The organism is Burkholderia sp. MSMB2157WGS, assembly GCF_001532755.1.
In the GTDB taxonomy this organism is placed as follows: Bacteria; Pseudomonadota; Gammaproteobacteria; order Burkholderiales; family Burkholderiaceae; genus Burkholderia.
Genome location: NZ_LPJG01000011.1, coordinates 206919 through 220480 on the forward strand (window position 1 = coordinate 206919; position 13562 = coordinate 220480).

The following is a 13562-nucleotide window of genomic DNA, read 5'->3' on the forward strand; positions in this document are numbered from 1 at the left end:
CGCCGGCATCGCGCCGACGAAAAAAGCCGCCGTGCTTCTCGCACGGCGGCTTTTTCAATTGCGCCGGCAGCAACGGAACGGATCAGACCTGCTGCAGATCGCGCAGGAAATTGTCCCGCCACACCGACACGTTGTTCTCGCGAAGCTGCGCGATCATGTCCGCATAGCGCGCGCGCCGCTCGGCGAGCGGCATCGTCAGCGCCTGCGACAGCGCATCGGCCATTCCGTCGATATCGATCGGATTGACGATCAGCGCGCCCGTGAGCTCGCGCGCGGCGCCCGCGAAGCGCGACAGCACCAGCACGCCCGGATCGTCCGGATTCTGCGCGGACACGTATTCCTTCGCGACGAGGTTCATCCCGTCGCGCAGCGGCGTCACGAAACCCACGCGCGCGAGCCGGTACAGCGCGGCCAGCACCTGACGGTCGTACTGACGGTGAATGTAGAGGATCGGCGCCCAGTCGAGCTCCGCGTAGCGCCCGTTGATACGCCCCGACTCCGCTTCCAGCTGCAGGCGGATGTCCTGGTACGCACGCAGGTCCGCACGCGTCGACGGCGCGATCTGCAGGAACGACACGCGGTTGCGGATCGACGCCTGGTGCTCGAGCAGCTTCTCGAACGCACGGAATCGTTCGACGAGCCCCTTCGAATAATCGAGCCGGTCGACGCTCATGATCAGTTGCCGCCCACGCAGCGACGTCGCGAGCGTGCGCACCGCCTTGCCGTGCTCGCCCGCCTGCGCGAGCGACGCGATCTCGTCCGGATAGACGCCGATCGGATAGGCGGCCGCGCGCAGCGTCTGGCCGAACGCGCGTACGCGCACCGTGTGCCCGTCGTGCTCGACTTCGCCGTCCGCCTCGAACTCGACGTAGTCGCAGAACGCGCGCAGATCGGGCTCGGTCTGGAAGCCCAGCAGATCGAACGCGCACAGCGACTCGACGAGCTCGCGGTGCGGCGGCACGTTGACGAGCACCTGCGCGGCCGGAAACGGGATGTGCAGGAAGAAGCCGATACGGTTCTTCACGCCGGCGTCGCGCAACGCGCGCGCGAACGGAATCAGGTGATAGTCGTGCACCCAGATCACGTCGTCGTCCTGCAGCAGCGGCACGAGCTGCTGCGCGAGCCAGACGTTGACGCGGCGATAGCCGTCGAACTCGTGGCGATCGTACTGGATCAGGTCCGCGCGGTAATGGAACGCGGGCCACAGCGTCGCGTTGGAGAACCCGCGGTAATACTGGTCGTAATCGCGGCGCGACAGCCCGACCGTCGCGAACGTCACGGGCCCGCGCTCCTCGATGCGGATTTGCGGCTGCGGTGCGCCGGATGCGACCACTTCGCCGCTCCAGCCGAACCACATGCCGCCGGTTTCCTTCAGCGCGTCGTAGACGCCGATCGCGAGGCCGCCCGCCGCCGGTTCGCCTTCCGAAATCGGCGCGACGCGGTTTGAAACGATGATGAGCCGGCTCATGCGTGCGGCTGCCCCGCGCCGAGCCAGCATGCGATCTGCTCATGCAATGCGTCGACCGAATCGAGCCGCATGCGCGCGGACGTCTCGCCCGCACCGACCTTGATCGACAGGCCGCCGCGCGCGTTGACCACCGCGAAGCCCTTCTCGTCGGTCAGATCGTCGCCCGCGAACAGCGGCACGCGGCCCGCAAAGGGCGGCTCGTCGAGGAACGCGGCCAGCGCGCGACCCTTGTCGACGCCCTTCGGCTTGATCTCGAACACCATCTTGCCGGGTTGCAGCACGTACGCATCCGCATAGTCGGCGACGAGGCGCTCGGCCGCTTCGCGCGCCACCGCCTCGCGCTCGGGCGCATTGCGAAAATGCAGCGCGACGGCCGCGCCCTTGATCTCGAGCAGCATGCCCGGATGGCGGTCGACGACGTCCGCGAGCTCGCGCTCGATGCGCAGCAGGCGCTCGTCGTTGAAGCCGATGCGCTGCGTGTCGCCGTTCGCATCGCGGCGCTCCGCGCCGTGCAGGCCGGCGATCGGCAGGCCGGGCATCTTCAGGAACGTGTCGAGGTTGTCGATGCCGCGCCCGGACACGATCGCGACCGCGCCGTGCGAGCGGCGCGACAATTCGTCGAGCAGCGTCAGCAGCGACGGCGGAACGCGAATGCTGTCGGGCGTCGGCGCCAGTTCGACGAGCGTGCCGTCGAAGTCGAAGAAGAACGCGGTATCGGTCAGGGACAGGGAAGCCGGAACGGATTGCATCGATTCGATAGTCTGAGGGGCAGCCGGCACATGCCGGCCGCCGCTGCGCGAATGGAGTTGTGCGCATCTTACCGCGCCTGCGCGTCCAGATGGGCGAAACCGGAGCTGCGCGGACACCACGCAGGCCGCCGCGTCAACTGCGACATATTGCCCCGCTCGCCCGTGCCGTACGGGTTTCGAAAGGACGCAGGCGCGCGAATTGCGCTACAGTCGCAACCGCCTGCCGCGCGACGCATGGCACCGTGCCGGCCGGCTACTCGTTGAGTCCGATCGAGCTTGGGGACCGTTTCCGTATGGAACGCACATGCGAATGTCCGAAACTGCTCGTAGGGCAACGAGTGAGGAGCGCCGTTTGGCCGAGCCAAACAAGCGACGCGCGACGCCGCCATACGGGCAGTTTCGGACAATCCCGTAGAATATTTTTTAATTTGGGGTTGCGCGTTCCATATGGAAACAGTCCCTGAGATGCCGTCTGCCTGTCCCGCGCCGCGCCGGCGCCTCTCCCGCCTCATCCGCACGGCCGCGGTCCTCGCCGCCGCCCTGGCGCTCGCCGCGTGCACGCACGACGAGCCGCGCTGGAACCTGACCAACGTCACCGGCCACCTGCCCGACCTGTCGTTCGAGCTGACGGGCGGCGACGGCCATCCCGTCGATGCCGATGCGTTCCGCGGCCGCGTCGCGCTCGTCTACTTCGGCTACACGCACTGCCCCGATGTCTGCCCCGAAACCCTGGCGCGGCTGATGGAAGTGCTGGCGAAGCTCGGCCCGCAGGCGGACCACGTGCGCATCCTGTTCGTCTCGGTCGATCCCGCGCGCGACACGCCGCAGGCGATGCAGTCCTATGTCGCCGCGTTCGACGCCGCGCACGCGCGCGGCCTCACCGGCACCGACGGCCAGATCGAATCGCTCGCGAAGCGCTATCGCGTCGCGTACCAGATGGAGAAGCGCGATCCGTCCGGCGGCTACGAAGTGACGCACAGCTCGGCCGTCTACATCTTCGACGCGACCGGTCGCGCGCGCCTGCTCGCGACCGATCGCGATTCGCCCGACGCCATCGCCGCCGATGTGCGCCGGATCATCGACCCTGCCTCCACGACCTGAATTCCGCGATGAACACGAAAACGACCCTCAAGACGTTCGCCCTCCTCGCCGCGCTGTGCGCCGGCGCCCACGCCTATGCCGCCGGCGCGATCAGCGCGCAGAATGCCTGGGTGCGCTGGCTGCCGAACAAGCTGCCCGCGGGCGGCTACGTGACGCTCGTGAACGCCGGCGACAAGCCGATCGACCTCGTCGACGTCGACAGCCCCGACTACGGGATGGCGATGCTGCACCAGACGGTATCGAACGGCTCGACGCAGAAGATGGAGATGGTCGACAAGCTGACGATCCCCGCGCGCGGCAAGGTCGACATCGCGCCGGGCGGCTATCACTTCATGCTCGAGGAGCCGAAGCACGCGATCAAGCCGGGCGACACCGTGCACCTGCGCCTGAAGTTCTCCGACGGCGAAACGGTCGATGCGCCGTTCGCCGTGAAGTCGCCGGCCCGGGCGAAGTGATACACGCGCGATGAACCTCCTGTACTGGCTCGATCCGTGGGAACCGTCGCCGACCGTGGTCATCGCGGTGCTGGCGGCCGCCGTGCTGTTCGCACGCGGCGTGAAGAAAGCGAAGGTGTCGCCGCTGCGGCAGTTCTCGTTCTGGTTCGGGCTGACGGCGCTCTACATCGCGCTGCATACGCGGCTCGACTACTTCTTCGAGCACGAATTCTTCATGCACCGCGCGCAGCACCTCGTGCTGCATCACCTCGGGCCGTTCTTCATCGCGCTGTCCTATCCGGGTGCGGCAATCCGCGCAGGCATTCCGTTTCGCTGGCGGCAGCGCTTCGTGCGCCCCGCGCTCGCGTGGGCGCCGGTGCGCGCGACGCTCGACGTGGTATTCCATCCGGTCGTCGCGGTCGTGCTGTTCGTCGGGCTGATCTATTTCTGGCTGCTGTCGCCGATCCACTTCATCGCGATGCTCGACTGGCGTCTCTATCGCGTGATGAACTGGAGCATGGTGATCGACGGGCTGCTGTTCTGGTGGCTCGTCGTCGATCCGCGTCCCGCGCCGCCCGCGCGGCTGTCGCCGGGCCGCCGGATCCTGATCGTCGTCGCGGCGATCCCGCCGCAGATCGCGCTCGGCGCGCTGATCTTCTTCACGCCGCACGAGCTGTATCCGATCTATTCGATCTGCGGCCGCGCGTTCACGTGGCTGAGCCCGCTGCGCGACCAGCAGATCGGGGGCCTGCTGCTGTGGATTCCCGGCTCGATGATGAGCGTGATCGGCGCGCTGATCGCGCTGCGGCACTGGCTACGGCTGTCCGCGCGCGGTCGCCTGATCGGCGAACGGGCCGCGCGGCGCACGGACGAACCGACCGTCCCACGCGGCGCGCACTGATTGCCGCGCAGCGCGGCGCGCGTCACGCGCGCGCGCTGCTCATCCAGACGTGCGGAATGCCGTCCTCGTCGTGCACGTCCGAACTCGGCGTGAAGCCGAATGCGCCGTAGAAACGCTGCAAGTGAGCCTGTGCATGCAGGCTCACCGGCGTATCCGGCCACTGCGCGCGGATATGCTCGAGCGCGCGCGACAGCAGCCCGTTGCCGAGCCCGGCGCCGCGAAACGCGGCGGTCGTCAGCACGCGGCCGATGCGCACGTCGGTGTGCTGCGTGTCCGGCAGCAGCACGCGCAGATAGCCGGCCAGACGGCCGGCCGGATCGAAGGCCGCCAGGTGCCACGCGGCCTGGTCCGCATCGTCGATGTCGCGATACACGCAGTTCTGTTCGACGACGAATACGGCGCTGCGCGCTTCGAGGATCGAATAGATTTCGCGCGCCGTCAGCGCGTCGAAGGATTTCCAGCGCCAGTCGAGATCGGCGGTGCTCGGGGATGCGGCGGGTGCGGATGCGTTCATGTGCGGTCCTGAGTCGGGCGCGCCGACCGGCGCGCGGCAACCGTCGATTATGCCTCGAAGCGCGCATCGCGCGCGACCGCCTGCCCGCGTGCGAAAAAAAGGCCCCGCATCGCGCGGGGCCTGCTCGTCATGCCGTCATGCCGGCATCTGGCCGAAGCGGCCGCTGTTGAAATCCTCGATCGCGGTACGAATCTCCGCTTGCGAGTTCATCACGAACGGACCGTAGCCGACAACCGGCTCGTCGATCGGCTCGCCGCTCAGGATCAGCAGCTTCGCGTCGCCGTTCGCTTCGATCTCGACGTCGCTGCCGTCGCGGCCCAGTTGCACGAACTGCGCTTCGCGGGCCACCGTCTCGCCGTTCACCTGCACGGTGCCGCTCAGCACGACCACCGCGAGCGTACGCCCTTCGGCGACCGGAAACCGCGCATGGCCGCCTGCGACGAGCCGCACGTCCCACACGTCGATCGGCGTGTGCGTGCGGGCCGGGCCGCGCCGCCCGTCGAGCTCACCGGCGATGATCCGCGCCCGCCCCGCGCCGTCCGGCAACTCGACCACCGGGATATCGGCGTTCAGCAGCGTCTGGTAGCCGGGCGCGCCCATCTTGTCCGCGGCGGGCAGGTTCACCCACAGCTGCACCATCTCGAGCGGGCCGCCCCGCTTCGTGAACGCCTCCGAGTGGAATTCCTCGTGCAGGATCCCGCTCGCGGCCGTCATCCACTGCACGTCGCCCGGGCCGATCGTGCCGCCCGCGCCGGTCGAGTCGCGGTGCGCGACTTCGCCGTCATAGACGATCGTCACCGTTTCGAAACCGCGGTGCGGATGCTGGCCGACACCGCGCGGCGTGCTCGTCGGTTCGAACGTCGCCGGGCCCGCGTAATCGAGCAGCAGGAACGGGCTCAGGTGCGTGCCATGAGACTGGTAGCTGAACATCGAACGCACCGGGAAACCGTCGCCGACCCAATGACCGCGCGGCGCACTGTACACACCCTGGATCTTCTTCATTGCCCTTCTCCGTATTGCGGCGAAACCCGTGTTTCGCATCCATGGATGACAATATAGAGATGGAACGATCGATCCGGTAGACTGCCAAAATCGCACTCAGCGTTCCATTTCATGAACGATAAAGCGCGGGATCTCAACGATCTCTACTACTTCGTGCAGGTCGTCGAACACGGCGGCTTCGCGCCGGCCGGGCGCGCACTGGACATGCCGAAATCGAAGCTGAGCCGCCGCATCGCGCTGCTCGAGGCGCGGCTCGGGATGCGGCTGATCCAGCGTTCGACGCGCCGCTTCACGGTCACCGACGTCGGCCAGACCTATTACGCGCATTGCCGCGCGATGCTCGTCGAGGCCGATGCCGCCGACGAGGCGATTGCGCTGCTGCACGAGGAGCCGCGCGGCATCGTGCGCGTCAGTTGCCCGATCGTGCTGCTCGATTCGCTGGTCGGCACGATGATCGCCGCGTTCATGGCCGCGTGCCCGCGCGTCGAGATCCACCTGGAAGCCACGAATCGGCGCGTCGACGTGGTCGGCGAAGGAATCGACGTCGCGATCCGCGTGCGTCCGCCGCCGCTCGAGGACAGCGATCTCGCGCTGCGCGTGCTCGCCGAGCGCGGCCAGTGTCTCGTCGCGAGCCCCGCGCTGCTGCGCGAGCATGGCGTACCGGTCGTTCCCGCCGATCTCGCGCGGCTGCCGAGCCTCGATCACGGCGTGCCGCAGTCCACGCACGTGTGGCGGCTGCGCGGGCCCGACGGCGCGCACGCGGAAATCCATCACCAGCCGCGCTTCGTGACGGGCGGGATGCTCGCGCTGCGCGCGGCGGCCGCCGCAGGCGTCGGCGTCGTGCAGTTGCCGACGATGATGGTACGCGACGAGGTGTCGCGCGGTGAACTGGTCACGGTGCTACCGGACTGGGCACCCCGCCGCGAAATCGTGCACGCGGTGTTCGCGTCGCGCCGCGGGCTGCTGCCCGCGGTACGGGCGCTGCTCGACTTTCTGGCCGAGCGGTTCGCCGAACTCGAACCGGACTGAACGCGCCGCATCGCCCACGCCCCTGCGCTGCAGACCGCGCGCGCGTGCCGTAGACTGCGGTACGCGCAGTGCGCGCTTTCACAACCTCTATCGCTTTCCCGCCATGTTCACGCTGTCCAACGACCCTACCGCCTCCAAGGCCGACCAATACGCGACGCTCGTCGAGCAGGCGCGCGCGCTCGTCGAATCCGAACGCGACCTGATCGCGAACGCGGCGAATTTCTCCGCGCTCGTCTATCACTCGCTCGATCGCCTGAACTGGGCGGGCTTCTACTTCTTCGACGGCACCGAACTCGTGGTCGGCCCGTTCCAGGGCAAGCCCGCGTGCGTGCGGATCGCGCTCGGCAAGGGTGTGTGCGGCACCGCCGCGCAGACGCGCGAGACGCAGGTCGTGCGCGACGTGCACGACTTCCCCGGCCATATCGCTTGCGATGCGGCGTCGGAATCGGAAATCGTCGTGCCGCTGGTGGCCGGCGACGGCACGCTGATCGGCGTATGGGACGTCGACAGCCCGGTCGCCGCGCGCTTCGACGACGAAGACCGCCGGGGCATGGAAGCGCTGTGCCGCGTGTTCGTCGAACACGCGTGGCAGAAGGCGCGCGGTTAAACTCGGCGGCGCCGCGGCGCTGGCCGCGGCAAGCGAAACGGGCTCCGCGAAGGAGCCCGTTTCATTGCAACGCCGCGCCGCCGTATGCGGCGCACGGTCGCCGTCAGGCCGCGTGCGTGCCGGAAAGCGCGGCGAACGCCTGCGGCTTCGCGTCCTCGGTCAGCACCTCGACGCCCGTTTCCGTCACCACGACCATGTGCTCCCATTGCGCGGACAGCGAATGGTCCTTCGTGACGACCGTCCAGCCGTCGGCCAGCACCTGCGTATCGCGCTTGCCCGCGTTCAACATCGGCTCGATCGTGAAGATCATCCCCGGCCGCAACGGCAGACCGGTGCCCGGGCGACCGTAATGCAGCACCTGCGGTTCGTCGTGATAGACGTCGCCGATGCCATGCCCGCAATATTCGCGCACCACGCTGAACCCTTCGCGATGGGCGACCTGCTGAATCGCATAGCCGACGTCACCGAGCGTCGCACCGGGGCGCACCGCGCGGATGCCGGCGTGCATCGCCTCGTAGGTCGCCGCGACGAGCCGCCGCGCGAGCGCGTTCGGTTCGCCGACGAAATACATGCGGCTCGTATCGCCGAACCAGCCGTCCTTGATCACCGCGATGTCGAGGTTCACGATGTCGCCGTCGCGCATCGGCCGCGACGTCGGAATGCCGTGACAGACCACGTGGTTGACCGACGTGCACAGCGTCTTCGGATAGCCGTGGTAGCCGATGTTCGCGGGAATCGCGCCCAATTCGTCGACGATGTATTCGCGGCAGCGCGCATCCAGCTCGTCGGTGGTGACGCCCGGCTTCACGTGCTCGGTGATCATCGTCAGCACCTGCGACGCGAGCCTCGCGGCTTCGCGCGACTTGGCGATTTCCGCGGCGCCGCGGATCGGGATTTCGCGTTTCGCCATTACGCCACCTGCTCGATATGCTGCGCGACCGGTTCCGCCGGCCCCACGTCGCCGCCACGCGCCTCTGCCTCGATCAACATCTTGCAGATGTCGCCGTAGGACAGCGACGGATTGAGCTCCGCCAGCATTCCGACGCGCAGCCAGTGTTCGGCCTGCGCGTTGATCGAACGGCTCAGTGCCGTGCTCGTCGAGCGCAGCCGCTCATGCATGTGCTCGGAAATCTTGATGATGCCCATATATCCCCAATTAAACGAAACGTAGCCATTTCGTATATTACGCTGCGCCTGATGACCGAGCAAGCCGTTCGGTTCCGTCCCCTTCTTCAATCCGCGTCGGGGAATGCCGTTGACATCGAATTCCATCTTGCTGGAAAATAAATCCATCATGAAAGAATCAGCGATTCCCACGGCCGACGACGCCGGTATCAACGAGCGCATTGCCCGGCGCGTGCGCGATCTGCGCGCCGTTCGAGGCTACACGCTCGATGCGCTGGCCGCGCGTTCCGGTGTCAGCCGTTCGATGATCTCGCTCATCGAACGCGCGTCGGCCAGCCCGACGGCCGTCGTGCTCGACAAGCTCGCGGCCGGCCTCGGCGTGTCGCTCGCCGGGCTGTTCGGCGGCGACCGGGACGACGCGCCCGCGCAGCCGCTGGCCCGCCGCGCGCAGCAGGCTGAATGGCGCGACCCGGCGTCCGGCTATGTGCGGCGCAACCTGTCGCCGGCCGGCTGGCCGTCGCCGATCCAGCTCGTCGAGGTCGACTTCCCGCCCGGCGCGCGCGTCGCGTACGACAGCGGCGGGCGCGAAAGCGCGCTGCATCAGCAGGTGTGGATCATCAGCGGCCGCGTCGACGTCACGTTGGGCGATGCGCTTCACGAACTTCGCGAAGGCGACTGCCTGGCCATGCGGCTCGACCGGCCGCTGATCTTCAGCAATCCGTCGTCGCATGCCGCGCGCTATGTCGTCGCGATCTGCGACGCATCCGCCGCCGTGCGGAGCGCGTGATGCGCGCGTCGAGTGCGCAACCGATTTAGAGCCAACAGGAAGGAATCCGTATGAACTCCCCGTCACAGCGCGACGACGTGCGCCTGATCGATTGCAGCGAGGCCGAACACGCAGCGGCCATTCTCGAAATCCTGAACGACGCGATCGTGAACTCGACCGCACTGTACGACTACCGGCCGCGGCCGCCGGAAGCAATGGTCGCGTGGTTCGCGACGAAGCGCGCGGGCGGTTTTCCGGTCTTCGGCGCCGTCGACGCCGCGGGCACGCTGCTCGGCTTCGCGAGCTGGGGGACGTTCCGCGCGTTCCCGGCCTTCAAGTACACGGTCGAACACAGCGTGTACGTGCGCAACGATCAGCGCGGCCGCGGGCTCGGCGAACTGCTGCTGCGCGAAGTGGTGCGGCGTGCACGCGAAGCGCAGGTGCACGTGCTGGTCGGCTGCATCGACGCGACCAATGCCGGAAGCATCGCACTGCATACGAAACTGGGATTCGTGCACGCGGGCACGATCGCCGAGGCGGGATTCAAGTTCGGCCGCTGGCTCGATGCGGCGTTCTATCAGTTGAAGCTCGAGACGCCGGTGCAGCCGGTGGACGGGTGATTGATGGGCGGCCGTCGCATGCATCGTGTGCGATTGTTCAAAGCGACGCAAAAAAGAAGAGCCTCGCCGTAGCGAGGCATTATCTCGCTCTGCCTGGAGGCGCGGGCGGGATCGAACCGGCCTGAACGGTTTGCAAGCCGTCGTACGTGTCTTTACTTCGATTACTTATACGGCTTAACCGCCAAGGTAGCGGCTTTCTGAATGCGGGTCTTTGCATGGCGGCTGGCGGCTCCACCATCTTCGGCGCTACTTCCGATTGCGCTCAATCCTCGGCAACTTCTGCGCCCGAAATGACTCGGCGATGAAGTCCACGAACGCGCGTGTTTTGGCTGGCAAGAGCTTTTGGTTCGAAAAATACAACGACAATGGCCCAGCATCGACATACCAATCTTCCAGCACTCGCACCAGGGCGCCGCTGGCGAGGTGTGGCGCTGCATGTAGCAGCGAAACCACACCGACGCCAATACCCAGTAGCGCCGACCGACAAACCGCATCAGGGTCATTGACCAGCATCACGGGCTTTTCTGCTACGGCCATCTCGGTGCCGGCCGAGTTGCGCATAACCCACGCGCGCTGACGACTGTTCAGAGGCGAACGCATCGTCACGCTTCCCAGTCTCGCGAGATCAGCGGGATCTTTCGGGGGAAGTTTACCGACCATGAATGCCGGTGATGCCACCGCGATCAAATGAATCCGGCCCAACTCGCGAGCCACCATCCCGGCAGGTAGCTCGAAGCCGCCCCCAATTGCCACGTCGAATCCTTCCCCGATGAGATCGGCCGGCCGGTTATCGAAAAACCAATCCGGCCTCACGTCAGGATAGCGTTCCAGGAAAGCAGGCATCAGCGGTAACAGATAGTCCATTCCGAAACCCGCTGGAACGCTCAATTTCAGAACGCCCGACGGTTTGGCGGCATTGACCATGAGATCCGCAATCGCACCTTGGATACTGTCGAGACCGCTCCGCACCGACAGCAGGAAGCGGTCGCCCGCTTCGGTGGGCGTCAGGCCGCGCGTGCTACGTTGAAACAATTGGACGCCCAGGTTGCGCTCAAGATGCGCAACGTTGCGGCTGACCGCTGCAGGCGTAAGCGCGAGCCTGCGTGCAGCCGCCGAAAAGCTTCCTGACTCGGCGCTCCGGACGAAGCATTCCAGGTTGGCAAGACTTTCCATGAGTAGCTTCAAATATTGATTGAAACTGATTCTACTTGCATTCAACTACCTGTAAAGGCTCAACGAGCATAAAGTCCCTCTACGAAATGACTTTCAACCAGAGGGAACCAGTATGAGTATCGCAATCATTGGGGCCGGTGCCATTGGCTCGGCCATCGCGCGCAATCTCGCCCGTAGTGGCATCTCGGCGTCCATTGCCAACAGCCGTGGACCGCAATCACTACAAGCACTGTCCGATGAACTCGGCCCCTATATTCGAGCCGTGAGCGTAAAAGAGGCTGCACGCGCTGACATCGTGTTTCTCGCGGTGCCTTGGGATCAGGTGGCCACGGCCTTGAAGGATCTCGGTCCGTGGAACGCCCGTGTTCTAGTCGACGCAAACAATGCGGTAGAAGTACGAATCGGTGCCGACAACGTACCGTCGTTCCATGCTATCGATTTTGGCGGTCGTGCTTCCAGCGAACTGGTCGCGCAGTGGGCGCCGGGAGCAAGGGTTGTGAAGGCGTTCAATCATTTGAGTGCCGGGCCGCTGGCCTCTGGCCCCAAGGTTGACGGTGGTCGACGCGTGCTGTTCCTGGCCGGACAAGATGCCGATGCAAAGAAATCCGTCAGCGATCTGATCGTTCGCCTCGGTTTCGCGCCGATCGATCTCGGCGGTGTGGACGAAGGTCGGCTTATCCAGTTTCCGGGTGGGCCGCTCGCGGTGATTAACCTCACCCAGCTGGATCAGTAACGACAAAGCGATGCAGAAAAAGAAAAGCCCCGCCGAAGCGGGGCTTTTTCTGGAGGCGCGAGCCGGAGTCGAACCGGCCTAAACGGCTTTGCAGGCCGCTGCATAACCGCTTTGCTATCGCGCCAAAAGCGGACTGTCCGGATGCCGTGAGGCAAGCGACAGATTTTCATTCGAGGACTGGAAGTCCATCAAATAAAAAGGGAAGCGTGGCTTCCCCGTTACCTGGAGCGGGAGACGAGTCTCGAACTCGCGACCTCAACCTTGGCAAGGTTGCGCTCTACCAACTGAGCTACTCCCGCATTGTCCTGCATCTGCAGCGCTTCGCCGTACTACACGCTGCCAGAAAAATCTGGAGCGGGAGACGAGTCTCGAACTCGCGACCTCAACCTTGGCAAGGTTGCGCTCTACCAACTGAGCTACTCCCGCATGTGTCCTGCATCTGCAGCGCTTTGCCGTACTACACGCTGCCAGAAAAAATCTGGAGCGGGAGACGAGTCTCGAACTCGCGACCTCAACCTTGGCAAGGTTGCGCTCTACCAACTGAGCTACTCCCGCGTATTGCTACGCTGCTGCTTCCCCGTCACACACTTACTTCGTCGTGCAGCGGAGAAGCGAGATTATGTCGAAGGCACATTCGTGTGTCAAGGGCTTTTCCAGCCCTTTTTACAAAAACCGCCGGCCCATGCCGCGCGGCTTACGCGCCGCCGCGCTCGCGAATCTGCGGCCATGCGAGCTTCATGTAGTACAGCATCGACCAGATGGTCAGCACCGCGGCGAGATACATCAGCCACTCGCCCCACACGCGCGTATCGATCGTCACGATGCCGAGCGGCAACGGCCCGTAGAACAGCAGCATCGGAATCGCGACCATCTGGCATGCGGTCTTGAACTTGCCGAGCTGATTCACAGCGACGCTCTTCGACGCGCCGATCTGCGCCATCCATTCGCGCAGCGCCGAAATCGCGATCTCGCGACCGACGATCACGAGCGCGATCGCCGCGTCGACCCGCGAAATCTGCACGAGGATCAACAGCGCGGCCGTCACCATCAGCTTGTCCGCCACCGGGTCGAGAAACGCGCCGAACGATGACGTCTGGTTCCATTTGCGGGCGAGGAAGCCGTCGAACCAGTCGGTCAGCGCGGCGAGGATGAAGATCGCTGCCGCCGCGAGATTGCGGTGCGCGCCGTCCATCATCGTGTCCGGCAGATAGAACACGCCGACGACGAGCGGAATCAGCACGATCCGTACCCACGTCAGGAAAATCGGGAAATTGAACGGCATGGCATACGGGACAGTAAAGGATTCGCAATTGTGCCGTGTCGACCGGCCTGCCACAAGA

Annotated in this window: 16 protein-coding genes and 4 tRNA genes; 8 read left to right on the forward strand and 12 right to left on the reverse strand. The window is 65.7% G+C overall.

The genetic code is table 11. The features are described from left to right. Window positions 1-82 precede the first annotated feature (82 nt). Window positions 83-1468 (reverse strand): alpha,alpha-trehalose-phosphate synthase (UDP-forming), encoded by a 1386-nt coding sequence (gene otsA / locus WT53_RS05550; RefSeq protein ID WP_034206806.1) that lies wholly within the window; start codon window positions 1466-1468, stop codon window positions 83-85. Next, window positions 1465-2217: a trehalose-phosphatase gene (otsB, locus tag WT53_RS05555; protein ID WP_034206805.1), complete on the reverse strand. Its 753-nt coding sequence runs from the start codon at window positions 2215-2217 to the stop codon at window positions 1465-1467. Before otsB ends, otsA begins: the two co-directional genes overlap by 4 nt. Before the next feature lie 465 nt (window positions 2218-2682). Here otsB and WT53_RS05560 point away from each other — a divergent pair, with 465 nt between their 5' ends. From WT53_RS05560 to WT53_RS05570, 3 genes are read left to right on the forward strand one after another with little or no spacing between them, the layout of a single operon-like run. Next, a complete protein-coding gene (locus tag WT53_RS05560) occupies window positions 2683-3318 on the forward strand; it encodes an SCO family protein (protein ID WP_059824183.1) in 636 nt (211 codons plus the stop codon). Window positions 3319-3326: 8 nt separating this feature from the next. Beyond that, complete coding sequence (locus WT53_RS05565) at window positions 3327-3773, forward strand: copper chaperone PCu(A)C (protein ID WP_059824185.1); 447 nt, start codon at window positions 3327-3329, stop codon at window positions 3771-3773. A gap of 10 nt (window positions 3774-3783) precedes the next feature. Next, the gene (locus tag WT53_RS05570; RefSeq protein WP_060258809.1) at window positions 3784-4653 is read left to right on the forward strand and encodes a cytochrome c oxidase assembly protein; all 870 of its coding nucleotides are present in this window, start codon (window positions 3784-3786) and stop codon (window positions 4651-4653) included. Window positions 4654-4675: 22 nt separating this feature from the next. Here WT53_RS05570 and WT53_RS05575 read toward each other — a convergent pair whose 3' ends face one another. After that, window positions 4676-5167: a GNAT family N-acetyltransferase gene (locus WT53_RS05575; RefSeq protein WP_060258813.1), complete on the reverse strand. Its 492-nt coding sequence runs from the start codon at window positions 5165-5167 to the stop codon at window positions 4676-4678. A 135-nt stretch (window positions 5168-5302) separates the two neighbouring features. Further along, window positions 5303-6169, reverse strand: coding sequence for a pirin family protein (locus WT53_RS05580; RefSeq protein WP_059824191.1), 867 nt, complete (start codon window positions 6167-6169; stop codon window positions 5303-5305). 111 nt (window positions 6170-6280) lie between these two features. Here WT53_RS05580 and WT53_RS05585 point away from each other — a divergent pair, with 111 nt between their 5' ends. Both WT53_RS05585 and WT53_RS05590 read left to right on the forward strand, forming a co-directional pair. After that, window positions 6281-7198: a LysR family transcriptional regulator gene (locus WT53_RS05585; protein ID WP_034206799.1), complete on the forward strand. Its 918-nt coding sequence runs from the start codon at window positions 6281-6283 to the stop codon at window positions 7196-7198. A gap of 103 nt (window positions 7199-7301) precedes the next feature. After that, a complete protein-coding gene (locus WT53_RS05590; protein WP_034206798.1) occupies window positions 7302-7805 on the forward strand; it encodes a GAF domain-containing protein in 504 nt (167 codons plus the stop codon). A 103-nt stretch (window positions 7806-7908) separates the two neighbouring features. Here WT53_RS05590 and map read toward each other — a convergent pair whose 3' ends face one another. Further along, on the reverse strand, window positions 7909-8715 hold the full coding sequence (gene map / locus WT53_RS05595; protein WP_059782121.1) for a type I methionyl aminopeptidase: 807 nt from the start codon (window positions 8713-8715) through the stop codon (window positions 7909-7911). Beyond that, window positions 8715-8951, reverse strand: a complete 237-nt coding sequence (locus tag WT53_RS05600) for a ParD-like family protein (RefSeq protein ID WP_034206796.1) — start codon at window positions 8949-8951, stop codon at window positions 8715-8717. The genes map and WT53_RS05600 overlap by 1 nt, the downstream gene beginning before the upstream one ends. Window positions 8952-9099: 148 nt before the next feature. Here WT53_RS05600 and WT53_RS05605 point away from each other — a divergent pair, with 148 nt between their 5' ends. Both WT53_RS05605 and WT53_RS05610 read left to right on the forward strand, forming a co-directional pair. Next, on the forward strand, window positions 9100-9717 hold the full coding sequence (locus tag WT53_RS05605) for a helix-turn-helix domain-containing protein (RefSeq protein WP_034206795.1): 618 nt from the start codon (window positions 9100-9102) through the stop codon (window positions 9715-9717). 50 nt (window positions 9718-9767) lie between these two features. Then, on the forward strand, window positions 9768-10316 hold the full coding sequence (locus WT53_RS05610; RefSeq protein ID WP_034206794.1) for a GNAT family N-acetyltransferase: 549 nt from the start codon (window positions 9768-9770) through the stop codon (window positions 10314-10316). A gap of 246 nt (window positions 10317-10562) precedes the next feature. Here WT53_RS05610 and WT53_RS05615 read toward each other — a convergent pair whose 3' ends face one another. After that, complete coding sequence (locus tag WT53_RS05615; RefSeq protein ID WP_060258816.1) at window positions 10563-11489, reverse strand: LysR family transcriptional regulator; 927 nt, start codon at window positions 11487-11489, stop codon at window positions 10563-10565. A gap of 112 nt (window positions 11490-11601) precedes the next feature. On the opposite strand from WT53_RS05615, the gene WT53_RS31915 reads away from it, so the two are divergent. Then, window positions 11602-12222 (forward strand): NADPH-dependent F420 reductase, encoded by a 621-nt coding sequence (locus WT53_RS31915; RefSeq protein ID WP_082727466.1) that lies wholly within the window; start codon window positions 11602-11604, stop codon window positions 12220-12222. 50 nt (window positions 12223-12272) lie between these two features. Here WT53_RS31915 and WT53_RS05625 read toward each other — a convergent pair. The 5 genes from WT53_RS05625 to pgsA form a co-directional block, all read right to left on the reverse strand. Beyond that, window positions 12273-12346 (reverse strand) — tRNA-Cys (locus WT53_RS05625). Window positions 12347-12445: 99 nt separating this feature from the next. Next, window positions 12446-12521, reverse strand: a tRNA-Gly gene (locus WT53_RS05630). 51 nt (window positions 12522-12572) lie between these two features. Beyond that, window positions 12573-12648, reverse strand: a tRNA-Gly gene (locus tag WT53_RS05635). Between the two features lie 53 nt (window positions 12649-12701). Further along, window positions 12702-12777 (reverse strand) — tRNA-Gly (locus WT53_RS05640). A gap of 139 nt (window positions 12778-12916) precedes the next feature. Further along, on the reverse strand, window positions 12917-13504 hold the full coding sequence (gene pgsA / locus WT53_RS05645; RefSeq protein WP_060258822.1) for a CDP-diacylglycerol--glycerol-3-phosphate 3-phosphatidyltransferase: 588 nt from the start codon (window positions 13502-13504) through the stop codon (window positions 12917-12919). Window positions 13505-13562: the final 58 nt, after the last annotated feature.